A 25,470-nucleotide genomic window follows, 5' to 3' on the forward strand; every position below is an offset into this window, starting at 1 on the left:
TTCCCCTGTTGCTTGCCTTATTCAGTTACCTTATCCGGTACTCTCGGGTTACTCCGATACCGTAATCATCGTTTCCTTCGGCGGCTCGTAGTTCTCCAATTGACGGAATATAATCCCTTTGGAGCCCAGCATCGCCTCGACCTTTTTCATATCCTTGCGGTAAGGGCGCAGATAGACAATCTCAACAATACCGCTGTTGGCCAGCATATTGGCACAGGTCCAGCACGGCTCATCCGTCACATACACGGTACTGCCCTCCCGGTCACTCCGGTCGGTGAAGAGCAGCAGGTTCTGCTCGGCATGAATCGTACGGATGCAGCGCTGCTTCATAACCATCGTTTCCACGCCGCCGACAAGCTCCCGTTCATACTGCTCGGAGACCATACACCCGGCTTCGGAGCAATCCGGCACACCCATCGGCGCCCCGTTATATGCCGTTCCCAGCAGCTTCTTGCCCTGCACCAGCACAGCACCGACATGCCGGCGGGGGCAGCGTGAACGGGTGGAGACCATGCAGGCAATGTCCATGAAATAGGTATCCCAGTTTTTGCGGTAGGCCACAGTCATCAGTGTTTCTCCACTTTCTCTTCTTAGTTGTTCACTATTGTAACACACTGTGGCACTGTTTCAATATGATAAAGCGGGCTTCTTACCTGCTCTGCTGAAAAGCCTGTCTTCTCAGCTCCTTCGGCCGCAATCCGTTCTTCTTCGCCTGAGCATGCCAGAAGGAATGGGTGGCAGCCAGACGCCAGGCGATGCGCGGAAAGTTGGGCTGGATGAACAAGGATTCTGCGCTGCTTCGCGCATGAATAGCGGCTGAGAGCTGATGCATGGCAGCGCCGAGATTCTTGAGCGGGCCTTTACCGAGCGGTACCCGGCTCAAGGATTTGAACATCTCACCGGCTCCGTGCCCCACAGCCATCCCGAAGCGGAGGCCTGAGCGGCTGCACCAGTTACTTACAATATCGGCAGCAATCTTGCATTGATGCCCTTCATAGAATCCATTATTAATCAATGCATAGACGATAAGGTCCGTATTGCCCTGCTTAGACTGCCGGTACTGTTCGAATTCAACCAGCATCCGCAGCAGATGCGAGGGGATTGCGTCAAAATAAAGCGGAAACGCCAGCACCAGCACATCCGCTTCATTCAGCTCACCGTATTGCTCAGGCTTCAGCGGTTTTACATTAACCCGGTACACACTAAGCTCATTGCCTTCAGCAATGAGCGGCTTCAGCTTTTCCAGCAGAATGCCGGAGTTGCTCGCCCCGCCCTTGGGACTCCCGTTAACCAGTGCAATTCTCATCACTGTACCTCCTTCAGGCTGACAAGCGTGTCGTGAAAAGCAACGGTGTAGCCGGATGCATCCAGATTAAGCGCATTGGCCCCTACCAGTGACTGTGCCGTTTCGCGCTCTGCCCCGGTCATCCCTTCCCCGTAAAAATGAACCGTAAATCTGATCTGGCGCTCATACCGCTGCTGATGATGGGTTTCTCCGTTTTTGGTCGTGAAATAGGGCAGAACATACGGCAGTGTTCGGTTCAAAACATTGCTGACAAACGGGCTGTAGCCCCCGTACACGTTACGGCTGATTAAGACAAACTCTTCACAGGCGGCGAGCCGTTCGCCCATATGCTTATAAGAATCCTTCAGCACACAGGTGCCCGGAGTGCGGACCCAGCAGCCGAAGCAGCCTACACAATGACGGATGTCCCCCTCTAATCCGATTACTTCATCGGTTTCTCTGCAGAACCCGCTAAGCCATGCATCATACTCCGGTTCCGCCAGATCATGAACGATTAATCTCATCTTCAGTTCCTCCTGATTGAAGAATAACTTGCCATACCTCCTGCCAATTCCCCGAATAACGGATGCCGCTGCTGGACTGCAGGGATGCCACCCCGTGGACAAGCGACCAGTAGGCCATCAGCATTTGGCCGTCCCGTTCAGGCGGCAGCCCTAGGCTACGGAACAGCCTGCAGCCAGTCGTCCGGAACACCGCAAATGGCGGATACGCCGGAGCATCCTCTTCTCCTCCGTCCACCTGAATCGTGATGCCCGACTGAAAGAACAGGAAAGGAAGATAAGCCGGATGCTGTCCGAAAAAAGCAATATAGGCTGTCCCCAGCTTTTCCATCGCTGACAACGGCTCTGTCTGCCCTTCGACTGAAGCTTGCAGAGAGGCTGTAAACTGCGCAGTGACATGCTCCCCCATTGCTGCCAGAAGCTGCTGAACATCCTTGAAGTGACCATACGGAGCTGCGTGGCTGACCCCGCATTTAGCTGCAACCTTGCGCAGGGAAAATCCGCCCAGCCCCTCCTCATTAATTAACTCAATACCGGTTTCAATCAATGTGTTTCTTAAATCGCCATGATGATAGGGTCTCTGCTTCACAGGTAAAACTCCTTTTTCTAAACTTTACACTGTAAATATACTTCTTATATCTTGCCAGTGTCAAGATTAATTTTACCATTATATCCCACCCATTCCAGAGGATACGCAGTATGGCTCCGCTGTTCTGCTGGGAGGCCGGCACCCCATCTGCAAGAAACATCAGGTCCGTATAAGTCGGTCTGTATACTTTCTAATCGTTTAAAAAACAACCAGCGCCTCCAGCTTCTCCAGCATCTTCGGACCGATTCCCTTCACCTTGCCCAGGTCAGCTAAGCTGCGAAAAGCCCCCTTGCTGTTCCGGTAATCGATGATCGCCTGTGCCTTCTTCTCCCCGACACCGGGCAAGTCCATCAGCGCAGCAGCAGCAGCTGTATTCACATTAATTCTGCCGTCAGCGGCTACAGCGCTATTCGCTGTCCCGCCAGCTGCCGCAGCTCCGGTTACACCACCGCCGCTTGTTGCCCCTCCTGCCGCCGCAGCTCCAGCCACTCCATCATCTCCCGCTGCCCCGTCTGCTGCCGCAGCTCCAGCCACTCCATCATCTCCCGCTGCCCCGTCTGCTGCCGCAGCTCCAGCTTCACCACCACCGCTTGCTGCCCCGTCTGCTGCCGCAGCTCCAGCCACTCCGCCAGCTCCCGCTGCTACCGGTCCGGCCGTGGTCTCATTCGCCCTCCCTGCAGAAGCCGTGCCGGCGGTTCCATTCTCCACACCCAGTGCCTGCGCCATTCCGGCATTCAGCGTTTCCCAGCCGGCTATGCCTTCAGCCTGCCTGTGATCTGCAGCCCAGACTAATCCGCCGCCCAGCAGCACCGCAGCAATTACACAGCCAATCATTCTTCTACTCATCCAAAGCCCTCCTTCAATTAAATCTGAATATAGCTGCAGCTCTTTTGCTCAGCATGCATTCACCTGGCTAAATGGAATTTCTCCACCTAATTCTTGCTTATAATCGCCAAGGGAAGCATTAGCGGGAAAAAGTCCAATTATATATCCGGATTCTCCCTCAGAGAGGTATATCGTTTCAATATAGCTGGAGGTTTTCCAGTTAATTATCGGAAACATTAACGTTTGATCAGATTAGGGGGAGGAAATCTAACTAATACTCGGAGCCGCATGTCCAATTCAGCCTATACGTTCCGTGCAAGGTCATATCAGCTTCAACCATCTGGAATATTATTCAATAACTTGTTGCAAACCTGTCATTTGTCCAAGACTCGCACGCATACATTTAACGAAGAGTATTCCTGTAAGCCCAGCATCAAAAGAAAGGAGGTTACCACAGAATGAAAGTGGGATTTATCGGAACAGGCAGCATGGGCGGTCTGCTCATCGACACCTTTCTTCGTTCGGGAGCACTTGATCCCTGCGATGTGCTGGCCAGCAACCGCAGCCCCGGCAAGCTGCTGGAACTTCAGAAGCTTCATCCCGGAATCAGCATATGTGAAAGCAATACAGAGACCGCAGCGGGCAGCGATATCGTCTTTTTATGCGTGAAACCCCTGCAGTTCAAAATGCTTGCTGAAGAAATCGCCCCCAGTCTGCGCAGAGAGCAGATTATCGTCTCTATTACAAGCCCCGTCCAGCTTCATCATCTGGAATCCGTGCTGCCGTCCAAAATTGCCAAGATTATTCCCAGCATCACCCATTCCGTCAAGAGCGGGACTTCTCTTTGCATCTTCGGAAGCAGATTAAATAAAAAAGACAGGCTGTCCCTGCTCCGGCTGTTCTCTTGCATTAGCGTGCCCGCGGAAATCCCTGAGAGCCATACCCGGATTGCCTCTGATTTCTCCAGCTGCGGTCCGGCGTTTCTAAGCTACTTTTTGGAACGGTGGATTGAAGCTGCTGTTGAAGCAACCGGCATTGACGAGGCACTGGTCAGCCGGCTGGCCGGTGAAATGCTGCTCGGCACCGGCAGGCTGCTGACAGAAGGCTCGTTCACTCCCCAGGAGCTGCAGGAGCGGGTCGCCGTCCGCGGCGGCATTACAGCAGAAGCGCTGAACCATCTGCGAATCAGCCTTGAAGGTGTGTTCGAGCGGCTTATTACAACCACACATGACAAGTACGATGAGGATGTCCTCCGGCTGGATGATCTGTTCGGCCGCAGCGGGATTACCCAGGGCCCGCTGGACCGGTAAACTTATTGCGGTAAGCGGAAATAGTAGACAAAAACCCGCAGCACGGATTGCTCCGTAGCTGCGGGTAGAGTTGCGTTCTTCGCTTAACCCACTACAATATTTACAAGCTTGCCCGGCACCGCAATAATTTTGCGGACGGTTTTGCCTTCAACAGCAGACTGCACGTTCGGCAGAGCCAGTGCATGCTCTTCCATCTCCTGCTTGCCCATCTCTGCAGCTACCAGTGCGCGCTGTACAATCTTGCCGTTCACCTGTACAACAATTTCCACTTCGGCATCCACCGTCCAGGCTTCTTCATAAGACGGCCAAGGCACATAGCTGATGCTTCCCTCGTGACCCAGCAGCTGCCACAGCTCTTCAGCAATATGCGGTGCCAGCGGCGCCAGCATCTGCACGAAGTGCTCTGCCGCTTCTTTGGACAAGGTATCCTGCTTATACGCATCGTTGGTGAAGATCATCAGCTGGCTGATCGCTGTGTTAAAGCGCAAGCCTTCGAAGTCCTCCCCAACCTTTTTCAGCGTCTTGTGCCAGGTCCGTTTGAACTCGTCGCTTCCGCCATCCGGTGTAATTTTGCTGCTCAGGCTGCCGTCTTCATTGACGAACAGGCGCCATACACGGGACAGGAAGCGGTGAACGCCTTCCACACCTTTTTCATTCCAGGGCTTGGTGGCTTCCAGCGGTCCCATGAACATTTCATACACACGCAGGGTATCCGCACCATAAGCCTCGACGATTTCGTCAGGGTTAATAACGTTGCCGCGCGATTTACTCATTTTCTCATTGTTGTTGCCCAGGATCATGCCCTGATTCACCAGCTTGTGGAACGGTTCTTTGGTGTCCACTACACCGATATCGTACAGCACCTTGTGCCAGAAGCGGGCATACAGCAGATGAAGCACCGCATGCTCGGCACCGCCGATGTACAGGTCAACCGGCAGCCACTCTTTCTGCAGCTCAGGCGAACACAGCTCTTTATCATTATGCGGATCGATATACCGCAGGTAGTACCAGCAGCTGCCGGCCCATTGCGGCATCGTGTTGGTCTCGCGGCGTGCCTTCATGCCGGTCTCCGGATCAACAGTTTCCACCCATTCGGTAACATTAGCCAGCGGGGATTCACCTGTGCCTGAAGGCTTGATGGCATCTACATCCGGCAGCATCAGCGGCAGCTGGTCCACAGGCACAGTCTTCATTGTGCCGTCCTCCAGATGGAGAATCGGAATTGGCTCGCCCCAGTAGCGCTGGCGGCTGAACAGCCAGTCGCGCAGGCGGTAGGTTACCTTGCCCTTGCCGCTGCCCTGTTCTTCCAGCCATGAGATCATCTTAGCCATAGCTTCCTTATTGTCCAGGCCGTTCAGGAAATCAGAGTTCACATGCGGGCCGTCGCCGCTGAATGCTTCTTCCTGGATATTGCCGCCCTGCACCACTTCAATGATTTCGAGGCCGAACTGCTTCGCGAATTCCCAGTCACGGGTGTCATGGCCCGGAACAGCCATAATCGCCCCGGTTCCATAACCGGCAAGTACATAATCAGCAATCCACACAGGCACCTTGGCACCGTTAACCGGATTAATAGCATAAGCCCCGGTGAATACGCCGCTCTTCTCTTTTGCCAGATCCGTACGCTCCAGATCGCTCTTGCGGGCTGCTTTGTCACGGTATTCCGCTACGGCCGCAGCCTGTGCTTCCGTGGTAATTACATCCACCAGCTTATGCTCCGGTGCCAGTACACAGTAGCTTGCGCCGAACAGTGTATCCGGGCGGGTGGTGAACACTTCCAGGCTTGCATCATGGCCGTCGACCGCAAAGTTGACTTCCGCACCGGTCGATTTGCCGATCCAGTTGCGCTGCATATCCTTGATGCTCTCTTCCCAGTCCAGCTCATCCAGGTCCTCGAGCAGGCGCTCTGCATACTCGGTAATTTTCAGAATCCACTGGCGCATCGGTCTGCGGACAACAGGATGGTTACCGCGCTCGCTTTTGCCGTCGATAACCTCTTCATTTGCCAGTACCGTTCCCAGCGCCTCACACCAGTTCACCGATACCTCAGCTACATAAGCCAGACCGCGGTTATACAGCTGGATGAAGATCCACTGGGTCCATTTATAGTATTCCGGATCGGTGGTGCTGATCTCGCGGTCCCAGTCATAGGAGAAACCCAATGACTTGATCTGGCGGCGGAAATTGTCAATATTCTTGAAGGTGATGTCACGCGGGTGCTGCCCGGTATCCATAGCGTACTGCTCAGCCGGAAGGCCAAAGGCATCCCAGCCCATCGGATGAAGCACATTATAACCGCGCATCCGTTTGTAACGGGAGATAATATCGGTTGCTGTGTAGCCTTCAGGATGCCCTACATGCAGGCCCGCACCTGATGGATACGGGAACATATCCAGCGCGTAGAATTTCGGTTTATCCGCATCTTCACCTGTCTTGAAGGTCTTGTTCTCATCCCAGAACTTTTGCCATTTCGGCTCAATGGTCTGGGCGCGGTAGCCGGCTCCGGCCACCGTAGTTGTCTGGTTCTCACTCATCTTGTTCTCCTCCTTGGAGTTACAGCTGCTGTACTTTTCAAACAAAAAAACCTCCCATCCCCAGCGTATTAACGCTAGGGACGAGAGGTCTGAATTCCCGTGGTACCACCCTAGTTAGCGGCCGGACATGCTATGTCTGCCACTCACTTTGACACCCTTTACCGGGGGTGAGGCGACGGCGGTTCACCCGCGGATCTGCAATTGTTGCAGAAGCCTGCGGCTTGCGCCATTACTCCGAGGTGAGTTCATCCGCTCCGTTAACCGGCTTGCACCTGTACACCGGCTCTCTGAGCTAACGTTCTGCGAACTAATACTCCTCATCATCGACAGCTATTTCGTAATGCTAATCGTAATATTACACAATATTATATACAACTTTCTTGTCGATAGTCAACGTTTTTGCCGCCTATGCCGCCTTCCGGCGGATATAATAGGTAAAGAGGTGCTGAATAACCACCTTTCCGGCGGCAAAAACAGGCACTGCAAGAATTAATCCGATCATACCGGCCACCTCTCCGCCGACCAGCAGGGCAAAAATAATCAGCAGCGGATGCAGATGCAGCCTCCGGCCCACCACCTGCGGAGATATCACATTGCTCTCCAGCATCTGACACAGCGTATTTACAACCGCTACCAGCAGCACCAGCCGCAGCGAGATCGTCGTTGCCATGACAATGGCGGGCGCAGCCCCGAGAAACGGGCCCATATACGGCACAATGTTAAACACAGCCACTACGCAGGCAAACAGAAGGGCGTAAGGCATTCCTACGATCACATAGCCTATATATGCCAGCACACCGATAATCAGGCAGACCAGAATCTGGCCGCGGATGTAATTCCCGAGCGCATCATCGATATCCTTCAGCAGCTTCACAATCGACCTGCGGCGGGAGCGGGGCAGACAGGATACCATCGTCCGTTCAAACACGTCGAAGTCTTTTAGAATATAGAACACCAGGAACGGTACGATAAAAGCATTGAACAGCAGACCGATTGTCGTTCCGATATTATCGAGAAAATGGGAAATTCCGCCGGCCAGCCGGTTCTCCAGCTGAAAAAACCAGTTGTTCATCCCTGTCTCCACCCCCGGCGGAATCAGCTTCGTATTCATGCTGCGCATCAGCCCCTGGGCATGCAGGGTCATTTCCGGCAGATGCTCATTCAGTTCCTCAAGCTGCTCGATGAACATCGGAATCAGGTTGATGGCGATAACAACGAGTGTGGTCAGGAATACGGTATAGATCAGCAGCACCGCGACACTGCGCGGCATTTTTCGTCCGGCCAGCATACTGACCACCGGATTGAGCACATAAGATATAATCATGGCAGCCAGAAACGGAGCTAGAATGGCTTTTAAAAATATAAAAATCCCGTGCAGCATCGGACGGAGCAGCCAGACAAAATATAGGATAATCAGCCCAAGCAGCACACCAGTCATCCAGCGGAACCACTTGCTCTGCGACCATTGCTCCAAGATCAACACCTCCTTAGTACACATCCCACATGAAGAAGCCCGCCAATATCCGGACAGGCTTCGTAGATAAGTATATGTATACGGAGATAAAAATAACCGCCGCTCCAGTCAAAACGAAGATATGCAGACTATGAAAAAAAGCGCCAAAAACCCTCAGCATTCCGTATGCTGAAAGGAAATTGACGCTTAATAAGCTCTTCATACGTACCCGCTGCTCAAAGCACAGGAAGAACGTAAAATCAGGAGGATGCGTGGATTTGCGGGAAATCCTGAGCAATTTCTTCGCCTGAGAACAGATCGTCAAGCGAACTGAGCGTGCCGTCTTCTTCAACCTGATAAACCGACATTTTTTCACCATTGACCGTTAGTTCAATAAAACAGCCCCAGCAATAGAACTGGTGTGAACCAATCTTGCCGATATCCTTGGAGTTGCAGTTTGGACACTTCATATCATACATTCCACCTATCCGTTAACAATATTAATGGCTTTCTGTAGCCGTTCTTCGCTCATCGCGGGAACCAGTACGGCATTCTCCCCAATGGACATCTCTTCAGAACAAGGCAGCCATTTGCGGCCTTCGATCAAATCCGTTACAAGCCCGTCACTGATTTCCAGCGCTACTATTGTATTTCCCAACTTCTGGTCAAAATAAACATCGGATATTCGCCCAAGATTACTTCCTGATGTAGTCAGGACCTGCAGATCCTTCAGTTTGTTCTTTCCCAAAAGAAAAGTATATGGTATATGGTCAGTGTCGGCCTTAATAATCGACTCTTTACTGCGAATCATGACAGCATCTTCGCCATAAGCGACAATATCTTCCCATGCCACAACTTTCACATGACTGGAAAAAAATGATTTGCTTTCCAGTTCAATACCCGTAATATTCCAGTTTGAATCCAGTGTACAATCGACAAGCTTGCCGACTTCGTTACCTTCTTCAACTTCATATACAGTGAGGCCGATCAAATCCTGAAGTTTCAATGCCAAGGCCTCCTATTATGTACCAAAACAGCGTTGAGCTGAAGCAAACCCTAGCCCTATTTACGCAGCCGTTTCAGAATGGTTTCAACTTTTTGGGCAACGTAATCCATTTCTTCCTTAGTATTACCCAAACCAGAGCTAAATCGAATCGCTGAGTTCAAAAGTTCTGAAGGAAGTTTCATAGCCTGCAGAACATGTGAGATTTCCAGTGAACCGGAGGTACAGGCCGACCCGCTCGCAGCGGCAATCTGTTCCATATCCAGGTTCATCAGCATCACATCTGTCCCTGCCCCGGGGAAGCTGATATTCAGTATGCCCGGCAAAAAATGCTGCGGATTACCGTTAACCGTATAGCCGTCTTGTCCAATCCGCTTGTCCAGCTCACCGAGCAGTGTGCTGCGCAGCTGCAGCGCCTTCTCCCGGCGCTCCTCAAGCCCCTGCACCGCCAGCTCAACCGCCTTGGCAAAGCCGGCCGCACCTGCCAGGCTTTCGGTACCGGCCCGCCTGCCGCGCTCCTGCAGGCCTCCGTGCTGCCTTGGATGCAGCGGCGCCCCGCGCCGCACATACAGGCCGCCGATACCCTGCGGACCGTTGATTTTGTGGGCGGTGAAGCTCATGTAATCCACCGGCAGCTCACACAGCGTAAACGGCACCATGCCGAGGGCTTGTACAGCATCAACGTGGAGCAGGACTCCCCGTTCAGCCGCCAGCCTGCCGATTTCCTCAATCGGCTGAACCGTTCCTACCTCATTATTGGCAAACATCACACTAATTAGTACCGTGTCTTCCCTCAGGGCCGCCTCAACATCCGAAGCCGACACCCTTCCCGTGGAATCTGCCGGAAGATAGGTGATGGAGTAGCCCTGCCGCTCCAGTTGCTCGCAGGTATGCAGGACCGCATGATGCTCAATAGCAGTAGTAATGATATGTTTTCCTTTGTGCGCTGTGGCAGCCGCAGCCCCCAGTAGGGCGAGGTTATCACTTTCCGTGCCTCCGCTGGTAAACACCCATTCATCCGGCGCACAGCCCAAAAAGCCCGCGATCGTATCGCGCGCGCCGTTAACAATTCTTTTGGCGGAGCGTCCGGAATGATGCACGCTGGACGCGTTGCCGTATTCTTCAGTCAGTATATGGTATATGACCTTGGCCACCTCCGGATGAACCGGCGTTGAGGCGGCGTGGTCCAAATAGATGGATTTCATACTGTTTTCTCCGCTTCTTATATTAGAATTCAGGATTTCTTAAGGCTTCTAGATTATACTGCTGAATGCGGTCTTTTACCACCCGGTAAAGAACACAATATTGTAACATGTATCAAAGGGCATATCCCCTGAAAATACTGGTTTATTGTATAGAAATATATGGGTTCGCTAATAGTATTTAAAAGCTTATTTTAGAGCCCTAAATCTTCCAGCCTGTCCGCAAGCTCCTGCTCGGAAATAACCTCAATACCGTTTCTCCGCAGCAGGGCGGCGGTAACACCCTCACCGGGGATTTTTACACCTGTAAATTCACCGTTATAGATCATGGCACTTCCGCAGGATGGGCTATTTGACTTGAGCACTACGGTGGACACGCCGAATTGGAGCGCAGTATCCAGAGTTATCCGGGCTCCCTCCAGATACATAGCAGTAACCTCTTTTCCTGAGCGGTCTATTACCCTGGCTCTGCCGTCCAGCACATCCCTGCCAGTCCCGCCGACAATTTCGGCCGGTTCCCGCGGCGTTGCGAACCCGCCCAGCAGCTCGGGGCAGACTGCAACCGCCTGTCCGCCGTCAAAAAGCGTCTTCAGACTCTTTTCCAGACAATCTGTACCATTATACCGGACTTTCATTCCTGCCAGACAGGAGCTTACCATTATCACAGTATTTCCTCCTTCTCTTATCTGCACTTCACGTACACATACAGCATGAATTATAATAACAAATAGTTTTGGCGTAAATAGGAGGCAGACCGGACATGTGCGGAAGATATACCATTACTGTAACCCTGGACGAATTGATGCTGCGTTATTTCATAGAGGGTAGCCCGCTGATTAACTACTCGCCCAAGTATAATGCCGCACCGGTACAGCAGATTCCTGCAGTTATTCATGACGGCAGGCGCAACAGGCTGGGCGAGCTCCGCTGGGGACTGGTCCCTTCATGGGCTAAAGATGACCGTACCGGCAGCAAGATGATCAATGCGCGCGCTGAGACACTGCTGGAGAAACCTGCCTTTAAAGGACTGCTTCCTTCGCGGCGCTGCATCATTCCTGTAGACGGCTTCTATGAATGGAAGCAGCTTCAGGACGGCAAGCAGCCGATGCGGATTACTTTGCGGGACCGCAGTATTTTTTCACTGGCAGGATTGTATGATATACGGATCGATGCTGACGGCAACCGGCTCAGCACCTGCACCATTATAACGACCGAAGCGAACAGTCTGATGGCTGACATTCACAATAGGATGCCGGTTATTCTTGAACCCGGGGCTGAAGCGTTTTGGCTTGACCGCAGCAATAAGGATATCCCTTCCCTGCTTCGGCTGCTTAAGCCTTACGATGCTGCTCAAATGACGGCTTACCCCGTATCCGCGGCAGTAGGCAATGTACGGAATGATTACTCGGAGCTTGTTAAGGAAGCCTGAGCGTATACCGGCTGCATAATTTTCCAGGCAGTGCTCTTTTGGAGAGTTTCAATTTTTACGCATTATGCACTAAACTACATAGATACCATTATGACTTACTGGTCATGTACAATCTGATACCCTGTCAGCAGAAACATTACAAATTTGTCAAATATCATTTTTCGCGAGTAAACAGCAAAGCGTTGGTTTAATAAAACTCATAGTATTTTTTTCAAACAGCGTATAGTAAGGAGACCTTATTTTGCAAAATTCAAAACTTCAACAGGCGATCTCTGAAGGAGCTCTGCTTGAAATTCATCTGATTAGCGGTGAAACGTACAAAGGCACAGGCGAAAAAGGCCACACAGCAAACTCCTTCGAGTTCAAGACAGACGCGGGTCTGTTAACGCTGCCGTTCTGGACCATTAAACGATACAAAAGATTATAATCCCGGATCCTGCATCTCTGCAGCCATAACCCCTTACATCCTTCCTCCTAATAATCCCGCCTTATGCGACCCATGCATCTCCTCCCGAGCTTTGACCAGACAAAAAAAACCCCGCCGGCAACGGCAGGGCTTCAAGAGGGACATGAACGAACGTTACATACTTTTGGGGATATTCATAGTTTAGCAGCGGTTTGTTTCCGGAATGTCACGTACAGGTAAGAAGACGGTAAATTCCCTATTGAGAAGCCAAGGATAAATATTGATGCGGGTATTCACAAGGGGCTGCCGTTCTTCTTTTTGTGCTGCCTTGCTTTGGCTAATGTTGTCCCCTGCGAAAAGGACCAGAGCGGACTTTTGGAAATACCGATCTGCTGGGAAGTGTAAATTCCCGTATGTCCTGAGAATAAATAACTCACAAGACAGGCAATAAAGAAGTATACCGCCCCGTCTCCCCCAAATAATTCAATGCCCATCAGAAAGCAGGCAATTGGCGTATTGGCGGCACCGCAAAACACAGCGATGAACCCGAGCGCAGCCAGAAAAGGGCCGTAGAGGTGCAGCAGCCCTGCCAACGAATGCCCCAATGTGGCACCAATTGCAAATAAAGGAGTAACCTCCCCGCCCTGAAAGCCGGCTCCAAGCGTCAATGAAGTAAAGACCAGCTTACCCAGAAAAGCAAACGGCTTGACCTCCCCGGTAAACGAATCTTCAATCAGAGGCAGCCCCAGCCCGAGATAATCTCTTGTTCCCAGAGCATATACCAGAATAATGATCACAATACCGCCGGCGGCGCTTTTCAGAACAGGATTACGGAACAGGCAGGTGTACCCCTTTTTTAGTGCATGTGTCAATTCACTGAACAGTACGCTTGCCAGCCCGAACAGGACGGAGGCCAGTACTACCTTGAGCAGCACCATTAAGGAAAGAGCAGGAATCTCCCCAATCGGATAATGCAAATGGGTAACACCCCAAAGAGAAGTTGCAGTAAGATTGCCGGCAAAGCTGGCTACAAAAGCAGGAATGAGCGCTTCATGGCTGATCAGTCCGATAGCAAGCACTTCAAGACCAAATACCGTTCCGGCCAAAGGTGTTCCGAAAATAGAACCAAACCCGCCGCTGATTCCGCATATCAGCAAAATCCTCCGGTCAACAGGCTTCACTCTGAGCATTCTCCCGAGCCAGTCCGCCAGGCTCCCGCCCATCTGCACAGCTGTACCCTCCCGTCCCGCAGAGCCGCCGAACAAATGGGTCACCAGTGTTCCAAATAAGACCAGCGGCGCCATTCTCAGCGGAACAGTCTCACTGTCCGTCTGAATCTGCTCCAGAATCAGATTATTCCCCTTTGAACTGCTGCCCCCGTACCTGGAATACAGATAGCTGACCAGCGCTCCACCAAGCGGAAGCAGGAACAGCAGCCACGGATTGGCCACCCTCACTCCGGTTACGTAGTCCAGACTCTTCAGAAAAAAAGCAGACGCCGTTCCGGCAAGCACCCCTACTGCGCTGCCGAGTACGATCCATTTCAGCAGTGTGCCCCAGGCTGCGGCAAACCAACATTTTTCTAACATGATAGCCCCTCTTTGTCTCCACCGATCCATGCCGTTCTTCCCTTCATATTAAGCTGTAAATAAAGTCTTATATAAAGTTGTACATAAAAAAACAGACTCCTACCAGGAATATGCTTCGCTGGTAGGAGTCATTAGCCTCTCGGCAGTTAATGGCGAACTCCATCGCCCTTATCATCGCAGAACTATTTTAATATTTTGCTGGAGAAACGTCAATGGTAAAGAGCTGCCGGTGTTCCGGCTAAAGTCCAGGTTTTAGATGTAAAACATGTAATTATCAGCTTTACTCTCTTCTTTATAATTAATCAGGTCAGACAATGTAGTCGAATCAAGCACGTCTGCGATGCTGTCACGGATACGCAGCCACAGGTTGCGTTTGGCCGGGTCGTCCTCTTCTGTGAAATCGACCGGTGAGATCGGCCCCTCCAGCACCCGGATAATATCTCCGGCGGTGATGGTAGCTGAATCACGGGACAGAATATATCCGCCGTAGGCTCCGCGGATGCTCTTTACCAGTCCGGCATTGCGCAGCGGTGCAATCAGCTGCTCCAGATAATGCTCGGACAGGCCGTTTTTCTCGGCAATGCTTTTCAGGGAGGTTGGGCCCTCGCCGAATTTCAGGGCAAGCTCCATCATAATGGTTAATCCGTAACGTCCTTTTGTTGATATTTTCAAAGGGGCACCTCTTTCGGTTTAATTGCTGCAGTTGTAGTTCACAATAAGCTAAGAAGACATTATGAGAAATGTCATATCAACGTATTCCGATGTTTGCTCTATGCTTATGTTATCATATCTGCGGACACATTTGCAGCGTAAAAGTCATTTTTTTGGCGGAATGTTCGCCAGTGGTGGACAAATTGTCAAAATCTCCGCTGTTTCTGTACCAAATTCCTCTGTCCGCAGGCAGTTTTAGGGTAGACAGGTATGTTATAATACGAAATGAGCCGGGTGTTCAGTTAAGATAACCGGTATTTTGTGCATAGAAAATGGTGATTGGAATGACAAAGGCTAAACAGGATACACGTGTCGTCGTCGGCATGTCCGGGGGAGTCGATTCCTCCGTTACGGCGCTTCTGCTCAAACAGCAGGGCTATGACGTCATCGGCATCTTTATGAAAAACTGGGATGATACCGACGAATTCGGAGTATGTACTGCCGAGACCGACGCTGAGGATGTGCGCCGTGTGTGTGAGCAGATTGATATTCCTTACTATACCGTTAATTTTGAAAAGGAATACTTCGATAAAGTTTTTTCCTATTTCCTTGATGAATATAAGGCTGGCCGGACACCTAACCCGGATGTCATGTGCAACAGGGAGATCAAGTTCGGGGAATTCCTCAACAAGGCGCTCCAGCTCGGTGCGGATTATGTGGCAACCGGCCACTACGCGCGTGTAGTTGAAGAAGACGGCTTGTTCAAGCTGCTGCGCGGCGTAGACAACAATAAGGATCAGACCTATTTCCTGAACGCGCTGAACCAGAGCCAGCTGTCGAAGGCCATGTTCCCGATCGGCCATCTGCCGAAGCCGGAAGTGCGGAGAATTGCTGAAGAAGCCGGCCTGTATACTGCCAAGAAAAAAGACAGCACCGGCGTCTGCTTCATCGGCGAACGTAACTTCCGCGAATTCCTCAGCCAGTATCTGCCGGCGCAGTCCGGCGATATGGTCGATATTGCCACCGGCGAAGTTAAGGGCCGGCATGACGGCCTCATGTACTACACATTGGGACAGCGGCAGGGACTGGGAATCGGAGGCTCCGGCAACGGTGAGCCCTGGTTCGTTGCCGATAAGGACCTTGAGAAGAATATTCTGTATGTTGTACAGGGAGACAAGCACCACAGCCTGTACTCCACCAGCCTGATGGCTTCGGGCATCAACTGGATTGACGGACAGGTACTAGCGCCTGGTGATGCACCGCTGAAGTGCACAGCCAAATTCCGCTACCGCCAGCCCGACCAGGGTGTTACATTGACTGCACGGGAAGACGGCAGCCTGGATGTTCGGTTTGATGTGCCGCAGAAAGCTATCACTCCAGGGCAGGCAGTTGTATTCTACCAGGGCGAGCAGTGTCTGGGCGGCGGAACGATTGAAGCAGCGCAGAAGGTTGTGCCGCAGCATCAGGGGTGATCCCTGCACTACAGCCACAGTCTGCATAAGCTGCATATCAGCAAGCGCACAAAAATCCCTTTGGCATATGCCGAAGGGATTTTTGTTATTGAACCTGCTCGAAATAACTTACTGCTGCAATGAATTATTTTGCTGCAATCCCTTTATCAGCGGATACGGCAAGTTCATTAAGATAGATTCCGGTTCCATCACCGATAGCGTAGTTCAGGACACGGTTGTTAACCGGTACAAGCGCAGCGCGGTACAGGGTTGGGAACACAGGAATTTCTTCAACCATCAGCGCCTGCCATTCTTTGTAGATCTCTTTACGTTTCTCTACATCAAATGCCTCTTCAGATACACCCTCTGCCATCAGACGGTCACTCTCTTCATTCGCATAACGCGGGAAGTTATAAATAGCATCGCGGCCGTAGAGTCCCTGCGGATCAACGTCGATCCCCACGGTCCAAGCACCCTGGTAGACGTCAACCGAAGGATCATCTTCACCATTACTGCCTACACGGTCATAGAATGTATTGAACTCCACCATTTCCAGCGTGACATTCAGGCCGATTGCTTTCCAGGATTGCACATAATATTGGGCCAGCGGCTCAGCAATATCCGAACCGGTCATAGAAATGAAATTGATAGTCAGCGGAGTACCGTCTGGATTAGTCCGGAATTCACCGTTCATTTTGAAGCCTGCATCCTCAAGTGTCTTCTTTGCTGCTTCCGGATCATAAGGCATACCAGGATTGCTGTCATCATGGAATTCAGGATGGGACGGGGGAATCAGTGTTGTTGCATTCCAGCGCAGGCCATGGTAAAAGTTTTTGCCGACAGCATCATTATCAACCGCCTGCCACATTGCTTTACGCAGTGCCACATTTCCCATTTTGGCATTTGGATCAGGTGCAACTACACTTTTGGCTGCGTCCCATTTACCAAGCTTGAAGCCGACATACGTATAAGCGCGGTCAACTGCACCAAGATATTCTACGTTAGACAGACCCGAGTTATCAGGGAACTGGTCAATCGGGAAGCTGTCGACCAGATCGATGTTTCCAGCTTTAAGCTCCTGCACAACTGTAGTTGGAGGAACAACCTTCAACACAACCTTATCCAGCTTAGGAGCACCGCGCCAGTAATCTTCATTCTTAACATAGACAACAGATTCACCCGGTACAATGCTTTCCACTTTAAACGGACCGAAGCCGATTGGCTTCTGACGGACCTCAGGGGAAGCAGAGATCTTGGCAACATCCATAGCTCCGAAGATATGCTTAGCCAGCGGATAAGTCCAGATACTTCCTGTCAGCAGCGAAGGAGTTGATTTAATATAAGTAATTTCCAGCTGCTTCTCATTAAGTACCTTGATTCCGGAAATGGTCTTTGCTGTTCCGTCGTGGTATGCTTCCATTCCCTCAATGTTAGTAAAATCGGAGCCGTAACGCGGACCGTCATAAGCCGGGTTACCAATGACTTCATGGGCAAACAGCCAATCCTCAGCCGTAACCGGCTTGCCGTCATGCCAGTTTACATTGTCGCGGATCGTGAAGGTGAACGTGCGTCCGTCTTCGGAAACCTCATAGGTAGCCGCGCCATCATTGGTGTACACATAGTCTTTATCCCAAGTCAGCAGGCCTTCGTCAAACCATTCAAGAACCTTGGAATCCGGATTCCCGGAGTAGAAGTTAAAGTTCAGCGTTCCTTCAAAAGGAGTATCAGATACAAGGCCATAATTAAGTGTTCCGCCTTCAAGCGCTTCACCCTGATTCGTCTTAACATTACTGAAATCTGCAATGTTGTACAGCCCGTCCTCTGATGCAGGTGCAGTTGTAGGAGCGGTAGTAGCAGCAGCATCTGTAGCGGCAGTGGTTGCTGATGGCTCAGCAGCCTCATTGTTGCCGGAGCCGCAGGCAGTTACTGCGAGCGACAGGACCAGCATCAGGCTGACCAGCATGGTCTTTGCGGTTTTTCTTTTTGTCATACTTGTTTCTTCCTCCCTTATATTTATCCTTTTCTTTGTCTTGCGTCCGTCGCACGCTTCAGCGCCTGACCGACATTATTTATACTCAACATCAACACCAGGATCAGCAGTGATGCGGGTAACCAGATCCACCATCTGGACTGCAGAGTCTGCGGGTTGCGGGCATAGCTGACAAGCGTACCCAGACTCGGTGTACTTTCGGGAAACCCGAAGCCAAGGAAGGATAACCCCGACTCAAGCCCGATGTTAGCTGCAAGATTCAGCGTCATCGTTACGATGATAATCGAACTGAGATTCGGCATCACCTGCTTAAAGATAATCTTAAGATGGGAAGAACCGAGTGTGCGGGAAGCCTGAACATATTCAAGCTCTTTCTCCTGCAATGTCTTGGAACGGATCAGCCTGGCGATCCCCATCCACAGGAATGCTGTCATAATGAGCGAAAAGGTTAGTGTGTTATATTTCGGAACGGCCGTTACAAAAGCAATGACCATCATCAGCATCGGCAGAATCATGAAAAAGTCAACCAGACGCATGAACAGATTATCAATAAGGCCGCCGAAGTATCCGGAAACCAGTCCGATTGTAATTCCGATAACCCCGGTCATCAGGGTGACCATAATACCAATGCTCAGCGAGTTGCGTGTGCCGATAATAAGCTGTCCGAATACATCACGGCCGCCGTAATCGGTACCCAGCCAGAATTCTGCAGAAGGCTTTTTATATAGAGAGAACAGATCAACCTTTACAATCTCCTGCTGGTTGAGGAATAGGGCAGTCCCGAACACTCCGAGAAAGACCAGAGCCAGAAAGATCAGGGAAGTCAGTGCCAGCTTATCTCTAAAAATTTCCCGCCAGATAATGCTCCAGCCTGACGGGCTTTTTTCGATATTGTGCGGGAGCGGGAGCTCAGCGCTTGATTTTGCCATTTCATTTCACCTCAGTATAGGTTCTGATCCTTATTTAATCCGGATGCGCGGATCAACGATGCTTAATATGATGTCAGACAGCAGGGAACCGATGATAGTAGCAATCCCATACAGCAGCACTATCGCTGTCACCACGGTGAAATCGCGGATGACGATCGAGCCCAGGAACAGCTGTCCCATGCCGGGATAACTGAAGATGCTCTCTACAAAGATGGTTCCTCCGATGAGTCCTGTCAGCTCATAACCGAAAAAGGCGGCTATCGGCAGCAGTGAGTTGCGCAGAATGTGGCGGTTATACACCCGCGATTCTGAAGCTCCCTTTGCTCTGGCGGTAAGAATGAAATCCTTCTGCTTCGTATCAATAATCTCGTTGCGCAGATACTGGACCGTACCTACAGTCGTAATTAAAGCGATAGATAAGGCCGGCAGCAGCAAATGATAGATTTTATCGAGCACATAGCTGAAGCTTCCGGGAACCGCACCTGGCGATACGCTTCCCCCGGTCGGAAACCAGGAGAAATAGAAGCCGAACATCCAGAGCATTACAAGCGCTACAATAAACAGGGGAGCAGCGAATCCGATATAGGTATAGCCGGTAATCAGGCGGTCACCCCATGTATCATTGAAGCGTCCGCTGAGAATGCCAAGCGGGATAGCAATCAGATATGTAAGAATCAGTGTAGCCAGCGACAGCCACAGGGTGTTCATCATCCGCTGGCCGATCAGCTCGGTCACCGGCATTTTGAAGTTGAAGGACTGGCCCAGATCGCCTTGGACAGCATTGCTGATCCAGTTCCAGTATTGGATGTGCCAGGGATCATTCAGACCCAGCCTTTCCCGCATTGCCTCAATCGCCGCCGGATCAATATTCGGATCAAGCATCCCGGTAAGTGCATCGCCCGGCATAGCTTTGGCCATCAGAAATACGAGAATACTCAGCAGAAATACCTGGGGAATCATAATTAACAATCTTCGTACAATAATCTTCCACATACGTCTCAACCTTTCTCGGGCATAGCCACCATATGGGTATCGGAAATGGATCGTAACGGGTAAGCCAGGCCGTCCTGGTCAAAGTGGCTCCGGTAGGCGTTGTCGTACTCTTCACTTACGGACCGGCGGAAAACATTCCGTACCTCACGCTGTAGAGGATCGATGTCCGGAATTGCGGCGATGAGACGCTTGGTATAAATATGCCGGGGATTGTCAAAAATATCCTCAGGGGTCCCTTCCTCAACATGGCGCCCCTTGTACATAATGCCGATGCGGTCGCACATATGCCGGATGATACCGAGATCGTGGCTGATGAACAAATACGTCAAATTCAGCTCCTTCTGTATATCCCGCAGGAAGTTCAGCACCTGCGCCTGAACCGATACATCAAGTGCCGAGACAGGCTCGTCGGCAATAATCAGCTTGGGCTTCAAGGCAATAGCCCGGGCTATTCCGATACGCTGGCGCTGGCCGCCGGAGAATTCATGCGGATATTTAAGCACATTGTCCGCACTAAGTCCGACCTGCTCCAGCAGCTCCTGTGCCTTCCGCATTTCCTCCTGCGGGGACAGCTTCTCGAAATTGCGCAGCGGCTCGGCGATAATATCCAATACGCGTTTCTTTGGATTGAGTGAGGAGTACGGATCCTGAAAGATCATTTGCACATCGCGGCGGACATTGTTCTGCTTGCGTGCACCTTTGGAAGCCAGATCTGCACCTTCGAACAGAATGCTGCCGCCTGTGATCTGATTAAGGCCGATAATAGCGCGGCCGGTTGTTGTTTTGCCTGAACCGGATTCACCGACAAGACCATAGGTCTGGCCGGCCTCAATTGCAAGGTTGACACGGTCAACCGCCTTAACCTCGCCAACCTGACGGCTGAACAGCCCGCCCCTAATCGGAAAGTGAACCTGCAGGTCTTTAACTTCAAGCAATGCCATCGGTGCCTACCTCCTCCGTGCTATCCGGGAAATGAAAATGTCTGTAGCAGGTGCAGCGGACAAAGTGGCCCGGAGCAATTTCGTGAAGCTGCGGATTCTCCTCATGCGCAGAAGCATCAATCCAAGGCGTTCTCCCAGCAAAGCGGCAGCCGGTGCGCGGCAGATTCTTAAGCGAAGGTACAATCCCCTGTATAACGTGCAGCCTTGACTTTACTTCTTTTACAGTAGGAATGGAGTTGAACAGGGATCTTGTGTACGGATGCTGCGGATTAGAGGTCAGTGTGTAAATATCGGCAATCTCCACGATTTGGCCTGCGTACATAACGGCCACACGGTCAGCCATTTCACTAACAACCCCGAGATCATGGGTGATAAGGATAATGCCTGCCTGCATATCCTCCTTAAGCTTTTTGATCAGCTCAAGAATCTGCAGTTGAATGGTCACATCCAATGCCGTTGTAGGTTCGTCGGCAAGCAGCAGCTGCGGGCCGTTTGCAATCGCGATAGCGATGATAACGCGCTGGCGCATACCGCCGGATAGTTCATAAGGGTATTGATGGTATGTATGTTCAGGGCGGGGGATGCCCACTTTGGTCAACAGATCAAGCACCTTTTCTTTTCTCTGTTTCTTGGAGAGGCCGGTATCATGAAGCAGCAGGACTTCATCGATCTGGCTGCCTATAATCATCAGCGGATTCAATGCAGCCAAAGGGTCCTGGAAGATCATCGACATTTCCTTGCCGCGGACCTTATTCAGCATGCCGGGGGACATTTGGACAATATCCTGTCCTTTGTAATTTACTTTCCCTTCAATTCTTGCTTTTGTGTGCAGCCCCATAATAGAGAAAGCAAGGGCGCTCTTGCCCGACCCCGACTCTCCTACGATAGCCAGAATCTCATTCTTCTTCACCGTGAGCGTCACATCGTCAACTGCAGCGTAATAATGATCTGCAATTCTGAAGGATGTCGTTAAATTCTCAATTCGAAGTAAGTCTTCACTCAAATTCATCACCCTAACACCAGGATTTTTAGTTGGACGGGACATTTATGTTACATACAGTAACCCCACCAAAGAACTGTAGATTAAGATTTAGGATTATTATGGAAGCAATCCCTGAATGTTAGAGTTTATTCTAATTGACTCATGGTAAATTATCAATCTTTTTTCTATAAAAAAATATTGTCATGTTAATTAATATGACAAATACGACAAAATACGACTCTTAAATAGAGGTATTTGTCACTATTTGCATTTATTTTGCGTAGCATCATAACGAGAAAGATGATCATGAGAGGAAAAGCCGCAAGCCCGAATGTACCGGCACCTGCGGCTTTTGGTTCTAAGACTTAGACAGCATTAAGGCTCCAGCCCCCATGCCAGTGTATCGTTCAAGTACAGCGGCACGCGTTCCCAGTCTGTAAACGAGGTTTTGGACGGATCATATGAATAGTCGCCAGCCTCGTTATAATTGCTCCAGTCGGTTTTATTGATGCGGAGCTGGATTTCCCCGGTGTTGGCTCCAGGAGCCAGGCTTCCCGCACCTGCTGTAAAAGATATTTCCACATAATAATCCGCTCCCGTTGCCGCAGGAGTTAGCTTAACAAAACTTCCGAGCACATTGCTTCCGCCCAGTGTCGCATAATCCACATTGAACTGCTGGTCTTTCTCGCCGTCGATCGTATAGTAATAGCGCAGCTTCACATCCTTGAGCGCCACCGAAGTTGTTCCGTTGTTCACGATCCGCAGTTGCGGCCGGAACTGGCTATCCCCCGGATTCGTATCACTGGTCTTGTACTGTACCACCAGATCTCCTACGGCCGGAATAGGTACCGCTACCGGCTTGACGCTTACCTCCGCAGAATCCGGGCTTGTTCCGACACTATTAGATGCACTGATGACGTAATAATAAGTCGTTCCGTTCACTACAGTACTGTCACTGTAAGTAGCCTGCGTAACCGTAGCCACATTCGTGTAGGGGCCTCCGCTCGTAACCGCACGTTTCACAGTATAGCTGTCCGCACCGTTTACCTTATTCCAGCTGAGCAGAGCGCTGTTGTCACCTGCAGCCGCATTAGGCTTGGACGGAGCTTTGGGAGCTGCCGGCTCTACCGGTCCGTTACTTTTGTTAATCAGCCGGTCATATTCGGCATAGGCTGTTGCCATATCTACCTGCGACCAGAAACGGTGGTAGGTAAATTCGGGTGCTCCGTTATCCCATTGCTTGGTAACGGTGTTGTAAGAGGTATTGTATTTATCCTGCAGATACTGCCAATCGGGATCATTTACAATATCCGGACGGATATCTGTATAGCTGGCATAGACTCCGCTTCCACCCTTGGCAGGGTCAGAAGGTACTGTAGCACTGCCCGGAATCGTATTACCCTGTCCGAACGTCCCTGTCCAGCCGCTTGGGAAATAGACTTCCTTGGTGAAGTAACGGAAATAATCGCCGCGGCTCTCCGTTGTCGCAATACCTACACCGTCGTTATAGCCCCAGGCAGCATCCAGCAGGGATTTAGCCAGCTGCTGCGCCTGCCCTCCAAGGGCGGTATAGCTGCCGTGCTCAGCCTGAGTACCGGCTGCAAAGAAGGTAAGCGCCTTAATATAACTGCCAAGCACACCGGTATCCTGGCTGGGGTTCTTCGTAACGGCCTTTAAATTACTGTTGCCGTCGCTGCCCGCGAAGCTTGTCCAAGTATCCGGCTGGCCCGTCCACTCCACATTTCCGGGAATCCAGAACTCTCCCGGAGCAGCCACTGTAGCTACCTGCGGATTGTCTCCGCCGAGAATGCGGTTGCCCGCACTGTCCAGATAATACCCCTCTGCATCTGTCACCGGTCTGCTTCCGGCAAAAGCATAATCCGAAGACCAGTCCACCCAGTTCTCGATAACCTGTTTGGCCATCTGGAAGTTCTCAGAGGAAGTATCTCCGCTTGAAGCAAGAATATAATACAGCTCTGCTACGCGCTCAACGCTCCATGCCTGCATCCCGAACCAGTTGTTGGACGGGGGATCATGATAGACCGGAGCATCATCATAGGCCATGCCGTAGAAAGTGCTCGTACCGGCAGGATAAGCTTTATAAGCGCCGTCATAGCTGTTGGTTGCACCGCCGGCGATTGCACCTTCGGCAGATTGCAGCCAGGTATAGAATTCCAGCTGGCGCTTCAGCGAATTGCTCCAATCCTGTCCGGCCGTGGCCGAGGACGGAACAAGTCCTCCATCCGGATCAGAAAGCGCATAGGCGGCAACTACATTCTGATAGCCCTGATGCGCATGGCTGGCACCGATTCTCCAGGCCCAGTTCCCGGTTGAGCCGAGTCCGCCGCCCCAGGCTGTGTACCAGGCGAGCAGGTACTGGTTCGAGTCCTTGCCGGTTCCCGCTTCGGGAGTTCCGTCAGCGGCGCTGCCAACCTTCTGGAAATATTTATCGTACATGCCATACCGGAGATAATCGCCCATCTTCTTAGCCTTATTCAGATAAACGGTATTGTTGTAGCCGAGCTCCTTGGCCCAGTACATCGCCTGCACAGCCCGCGCATCAGCATCAGTGGCATTGGTGTAGCGCCACTGGGCGGAAGGCACGCTGCTCTCTTTGGTGAACAGGCTCATGAAGCCTTCATTCGTTTTACCGAATGCTTTGTTGTCCTGGGATGGATGAGGGACTGCTTCCCACACCGATTCCTGCTCGCCCCGCTGAAAAGTATTTACATAGGCAGCAGTATGGGACGGATTGAGCAGGTTACCGAATCCGTACCAGTTGTCCACGTCCACCAGCCAATGCATCAGGTAGGTCTGATTGTTGCCGTAAGCCGCCTTAAGCTCGGCATCAAGCGGGTCCTTGCCTGCCGCGTATTTGCCGCTAAGCAGGCTGGGATACTGATCCGGTTGGGCATATTCAGAGGCATATGTGGCCGGGCTGTTCGGATTGTAAAAGCTCATTGTCGGCTGCTCCTGCACGCCATCGCCTTCATTTACCGGGATAATATACTTCTCCATATTGTCCCAGGCTTCTTCCAGATTGCCCCAGTCCCCGGTATGGTAGCCATACAGAACTTCGAGCCACATCCAGTAGCTGTAGGCTTCCGAGGTCGTCATATGCCCGTAATCGGGTGCTTCGCTCATCAGCGTCTCTACTGCATGGTAGGGGATACCCTCAGCTGAGAAGTACCCGTTAACCGGATCCTTCAGCTGGGCGTACAATTGCAGAAACCGTGTCTCTTCCGCCGAAGCGGCTTTGACGGTTTGAGGACCCACGGTAATCAGACCGCTGACAAGGGAGAGAAACAGAATCGAGGACATGATAAAGGAAATAGGCTTTTTACATAAGCTCAATTTCACCATTGTAGGCAAGCTTCCTCTCTTAGA

Annotated in this window: 23 protein-coding genes and 1 riboswitch; of the genes, 4 read left to right on the plus strand and 19 right to left on the minus strand. The window is 51.4% G+C overall.

Annotation, left to right across the window (positions count from 1 at the left end):
• Positions 1-48: 48 nt before the first annotated feature.
• The 5 genes from BN3772_RS17200 to BN3772_RS17220 all read right to left on the minus strand — a co-directional run bounded on the left by BN3772_RS17200 (position 49) and on the right by BN3772_RS17220 (position 3,241).
• Positions 49-567: a deoxycytidylate deaminase gene (locus BN3772_RS17200; RefSeq protein ID WP_042179548.1), complete on the minus strand. Its 519-nt coding sequence runs from the start codon at positions 565-567 to the stop codon at positions 49-51.
• Positions 568-649: 82 nt separating this feature from the next.
• Positions 650-1,306, minus strand: coding sequence for a flavodoxin family protein (locus tag BN3772_RS17205; RefSeq protein ID WP_042200979.1), 657 nt, complete (start codon positions 1,304-1,306; stop codon positions 650-652).
• Positions 1,306-1,809 carry a flavoprotein gene (locus BN3772_RS17210; protein WP_042200980.1) on the minus strand — a complete coding sequence of 168 codons (504 nt, stop codon included), beginning with the start codon at positions 1,807-1,809 and terminating at the stop codon, positions 1,306-1,308. The genes BN3772_RS17205 and BN3772_RS17210 overlap by 1 nt, the downstream gene beginning before the upstream one ends.
• Positions 1,790-2,395: a TetR/AcrR family transcriptional regulator gene (locus BN3772_RS17215; RefSeq protein WP_042200981.1), complete on the minus strand. Its 606-nt coding sequence runs from the start codon at positions 2,393-2,395 to the stop codon at positions 1,790-1,792. The genes BN3772_RS17210 and BN3772_RS17215 overlap by 20 nt, the downstream gene beginning before the upstream one ends.
• Positions 2,396-2,593: 198 nt before the next feature.
• Positions 2,594-3,241, minus strand: a complete 648-nt coding sequence (locus BN3772_RS17220; RefSeq protein ID WP_042200982.1) for a ComEA family DNA-binding protein — start codon at positions 3,239-3,241, stop codon at positions 2,594-2,596.
• Between the two features lie 437 nt (positions 3,242-3,678).
• Between BN3772_RS17220 and comER the strand changes: the two genes are divergently transcribed.
• Positions 3,679-4,530 (plus strand): late competence protein ComER, encoded by an 852-nt coding sequence (comER, locus tag BN3772_RS17225; protein WP_042179556.1) that lies wholly within the window; start codon positions 3,679-3,681, stop codon positions 4,528-4,530.
• Positions 4,531-4,613: 83 nt separating this feature from the next.
• On the opposite strand, the gene leuS is transcribed toward comER, so the two are convergent.
• From leuS to BN3772_RS17260, 6 genes are all read right to left on the minus strand, one after another.
• Positions 4,614-7,064 (minus strand): leucine--tRNA ligase, encoded by a 2,451-nt coding sequence (gene leuS / locus BN3772_RS17230; RefSeq protein ID WP_042201037.1) that lies wholly within the window; start codon positions 7,062-7,064, stop codon positions 4,614-4,616.
• Positions 7,065-7,470: 406 nt separating this feature from the next.
• Positions 7,471-8,538 carry an AI-2E family transporter gene (locus BN3772_RS17235; RefSeq protein ID WP_042200983.1) on the minus strand — a complete coding sequence of 356 codons (1,068 nt, stop codon included), beginning with the start codon at positions 8,536-8,538 and terminating at the stop codon, positions 7,471-7,473.
• 239 nt (positions 8,539-8,777) lie between these two features.
• Positions 8,778-8,987, minus strand: coding sequence for a hypothetical protein (locus BN3772_RS17245; protein ID WP_042179559.1), 210 nt, complete (start codon positions 8,985-8,987; stop codon positions 8,778-8,780).
• Positions 8,988-9,001: 14 nt separating this feature from the next.
• Complete coding sequence (locus BN3772_RS17250) at positions 9,002-9,523, minus strand: PRC-barrel domain-containing protein (RefSeq protein WP_042200986.1); 522 nt, start codon at positions 9,521-9,523, stop codon at positions 9,002-9,004.
• 56 nt (positions 9,524-9,579) lie between these two features.
• On the minus strand, positions 9,580-10,725 hold the full coding sequence (locus BN3772_RS17255) for a cysteine desulfurase family protein (RefSeq protein WP_042200987.1): 1,146 nt from the start codon (positions 10,723-10,725) through the stop codon (positions 9,580-9,582).
• A gap of 191 nt (positions 10,726-10,916) precedes the next feature.
• Positions 10,917-11,387, minus strand: a complete 471-nt coding sequence (locus BN3772_RS17260; RefSeq protein WP_042200989.1) for a 2-thiouracil desulfurase family protein — start codon at positions 11,385-11,387, stop codon at positions 10,917-10,919.
• 95 nt (positions 11,388-11,482) lie between these two features.
• On the opposite strand from BN3772_RS17260, the gene BN3772_RS17265 reads away from it, so the two are divergent.
• Together BN3772_RS17265 and BN3772_RS17270 are read left to right on the plus strand one after the other, a co-directional pair.
• Complete coding sequence (locus BN3772_RS17265; RefSeq protein WP_042200990.1) at positions 11,483-12,151, plus strand: SOS response-associated peptidase; 669 nt, start codon at positions 11,483-11,485, stop codon at positions 12,149-12,151.
• A 241-nt stretch (positions 12,152-12,392) separates the two neighbouring features.
• Positions 12,393-12,578 (plus strand): hypothetical protein, encoded by a 186-nt coding sequence (locus tag BN3772_RS17270; RefSeq protein ID WP_042179574.1) that lies wholly within the window; start codon positions 12,393-12,395, stop codon positions 12,576-12,578.
• Between the two features lie 272 nt (positions 12,579-12,850).
• On the opposite strand, the gene BN3772_RS17275 is transcribed toward BN3772_RS17270, so the two are convergent.
• Both BN3772_RS17275 and cymR read right to left on the minus strand, forming a co-directional pair.
• The gene (locus BN3772_RS17275; RefSeq protein ID WP_042200991.1) at positions 12,851-14,146 is read right to left on the minus strand and encodes a voltage-gated chloride channel family protein; all 1,296 of its coding nucleotides are present in this window, start codon (positions 14,144-14,146) and stop codon (positions 12,851-12,853) included.
• 115 nt (positions 14,147-14,261) lie between these two features.
• Positions 14,262-14,322: riboswitch (Fluoride riboswitch) on the minus strand.
• 76 nt (positions 14,323-14,398) lie between these two features.
• A complete protein-coding gene (cymR, locus tag BN3772_RS17280) occupies positions 14,399-14,818 on the minus strand; it encodes a cysteine metabolism transcriptional regulator CymR (protein ID WP_042179583.1) in 420 nt (139 codons plus the stop codon).
• Positions 14,819-15,141: 323 nt separating this feature from the next.
• Between cymR and mnmA the strand changes: the two genes are divergently transcribed.
• A complete protein-coding gene (gene mnmA, locus BN3772_RS17285; protein ID WP_042200993.1) occupies positions 15,142-16,269 on the plus strand; it encodes a tRNA 2-thiouridine(34) synthase MnmA in 1,128 nt (375 codons plus the stop codon).
• A 124-nt stretch (positions 16,270-16,393) separates the two neighbouring features.
• Here mnmA and BN3772_RS17290 read toward each other — a convergent pair whose 3' ends face one another.
• From BN3772_RS17290 to BN3772_RS17315, 6 genes are all read right to left on the minus strand, one after another.
• Entirely contained in the window at positions 16,394-18,238 is a 1,845-nt protein-coding gene (locus BN3772_RS17290) for an oligopeptide ABC transporter substrate-binding protein (RefSeq protein ID WP_042200994.1), read from the minus strand.
• A 23-nt stretch (positions 18,239-18,261) separates the two neighbouring features.
• Positions 18,262-19,167 (minus strand): ABC transporter permease, encoded by a 906-nt coding sequence (locus BN3772_RS17295; RefSeq protein WP_042200995.1) that lies wholly within the window; start codon positions 19,165-19,167, stop codon positions 18,262-18,264.
• Between the two features lie 30 nt (positions 19,168-19,197).
• Positions 19,198-20,160, minus strand: coding sequence for an oligopeptide ABC transporter permease (gene opp4B, locus BN3772_RS17300; protein ID WP_042200996.1), 963 nt, complete (start codon positions 20,158-20,160; stop codon positions 19,198-19,200).
• Between the two features lie 5 nt (positions 20,161-20,165).
• Positions 20,166-21,101 (minus strand): ABC transporter ATP-binding protein, encoded by a 936-nt coding sequence (locus BN3772_RS17305; protein ID WP_042200997.1) that lies wholly within the window; start codon positions 21,099-21,101, stop codon positions 20,166-20,168.
• The gene (locus tag BN3772_RS17310) at positions 21,088-22,104 is read right to left on the minus strand and encodes an ABC transporter ATP-binding protein (RefSeq protein ID WP_042200999.1); all 1,017 of its coding nucleotides are present in this window, start codon (positions 22,102-22,104) and stop codon (positions 21,088-21,090) included. Before BN3772_RS17310 ends, BN3772_RS17305 begins: the two co-directional genes overlap by 14 nt.
• Before the next feature lie 354 nt (positions 22,105-22,458).
• Entirely contained in the window at positions 22,459-25,446 is a 2,988-nt protein-coding gene (locus tag BN3772_RS17315; protein WP_042201000.1) for a glycoside hydrolase family 48 protein, read from the minus strand.
• Positions 25,447-25,470: the final 24 nt, after the last annotated feature.

The sequence above is a fragment of the Paenibacillus camerounensis genome, from assembly GCF_000723885.1.
Lineage (GTDB): Bacteria > Bacillota > Bacilli > Paenibacillales > Paenibacillaceae > Paenibacillus_AQ > Paenibacillus_AQ camerounensis.

Excerpts from the sequence above, each read along its gene's own strand:
- opp4B (WP_042200996.1), bottom strand. The coding sequence starts at position 20,160 with ATGTGGAAGATTATTGTACGAAGATTGTTAATTATGATTCCCCAGGTA.
- BN3772_RS17315 (WP_042201000.1), bottom strand. The coding sequence starts at position 25,446 with ATGGTGAAATTGAGCTTATGTAAAAAGCCTATTTCCTTTATCATGTCC.
- BN3772_RS17275 (WP_042200991.1), bottom strand. The coding sequence starts at position 14,146 with ATGTTAGAAAAATGTTGGTTTGCCGCAGCCTGGGGCACACTGCTGAAA.
- BN3772_RS17205 (WP_042200979.1), bottom strand. The coding sequence starts at position 1,306 with ATGAGAATTGCACTGGTTAACGGGAGTCCCAAGGGCGGGGCGAGCAAC.
- mnmA (WP_042200993.1), top strand. The coding sequence starts at position 15,142 with ATGACAAAGGCTAAACAGGATACACGTGTCGTCGTCGGCATGTCCGGG.
- BN3772_RS17200 (WP_042179548.1), bottom strand. The coding sequence starts at position 567 with ATGACTGTGGCCTACCGCAAAAACTGGGATACCTATTTCATGGACATT.
- BN3772_RS17305 (WP_042200997.1), bottom strand. The coding sequence starts at position 21,101 with ATGGCATTGCTTGAAGTTAAAGACCTGCAGGTTCACTTTCCGATTAGG.
- comER (WP_042179556.1), top strand. The coding sequence starts at position 3,679 with ATGAAAGTGGGATTTATCGGAACAGGCAGCATGGGCGGTCTGCTCATC.
- BN3772_RS17255 (WP_042200987.1), bottom strand. The coding sequence starts at position 10,725 with ATGAAATCCATCTATTTGGACCACGCCGCCTCAACGCCGGTTCATCCG.
- BN3772_RS17210 (WP_042200980.1), bottom strand. The coding sequence starts at position 1,809 with ATGAGATTAATCGTTCATGATCTGGCGGAACCGGAGTATGATGCATGG.
- BN3772_RS17265 (WP_042200990.1), top strand. The coding sequence starts at position 11,483 with ATGTGCGGAAGATATACCATTACTGTAACCCTGGACGAATTGATGCTG.
- BN3772_RS17220 (WP_042200982.1), bottom strand. The coding sequence starts at position 3,241 with ATGAGTAGAAGAATGATTGGCTGTGTAATTGCTGCGGTGCTGCTGGGC.
- leuS (WP_042201037.1), bottom strand. The coding sequence starts at position 7,064 with ATGAGTGAGAACCAGACAACTACGGTGGCCGGAGCCGGCTACCGCGCC.
- BN3772_RS17245 (WP_042179559.1), bottom strand. The coding sequence starts at position 8,987 with ATGAAGTGTCCAAACTGCAACTCCAAGGATATCGGCAAGATTGGTTCA.
- BN3772_RS17295 (WP_042200995.1), bottom strand. The coding sequence starts at position 19,167 with ATGGCAAAATCAAGCGCTGAGCTCCCGCTCCCGCACAATATCGAAAAA.
- BN3772_RS17290 (WP_042200994.1), bottom strand. The coding sequence starts at position 18,238 with ATGACAAAAAGAAAAACCGCAAAGACCATGCTGGTCAGCCTGATGCTG.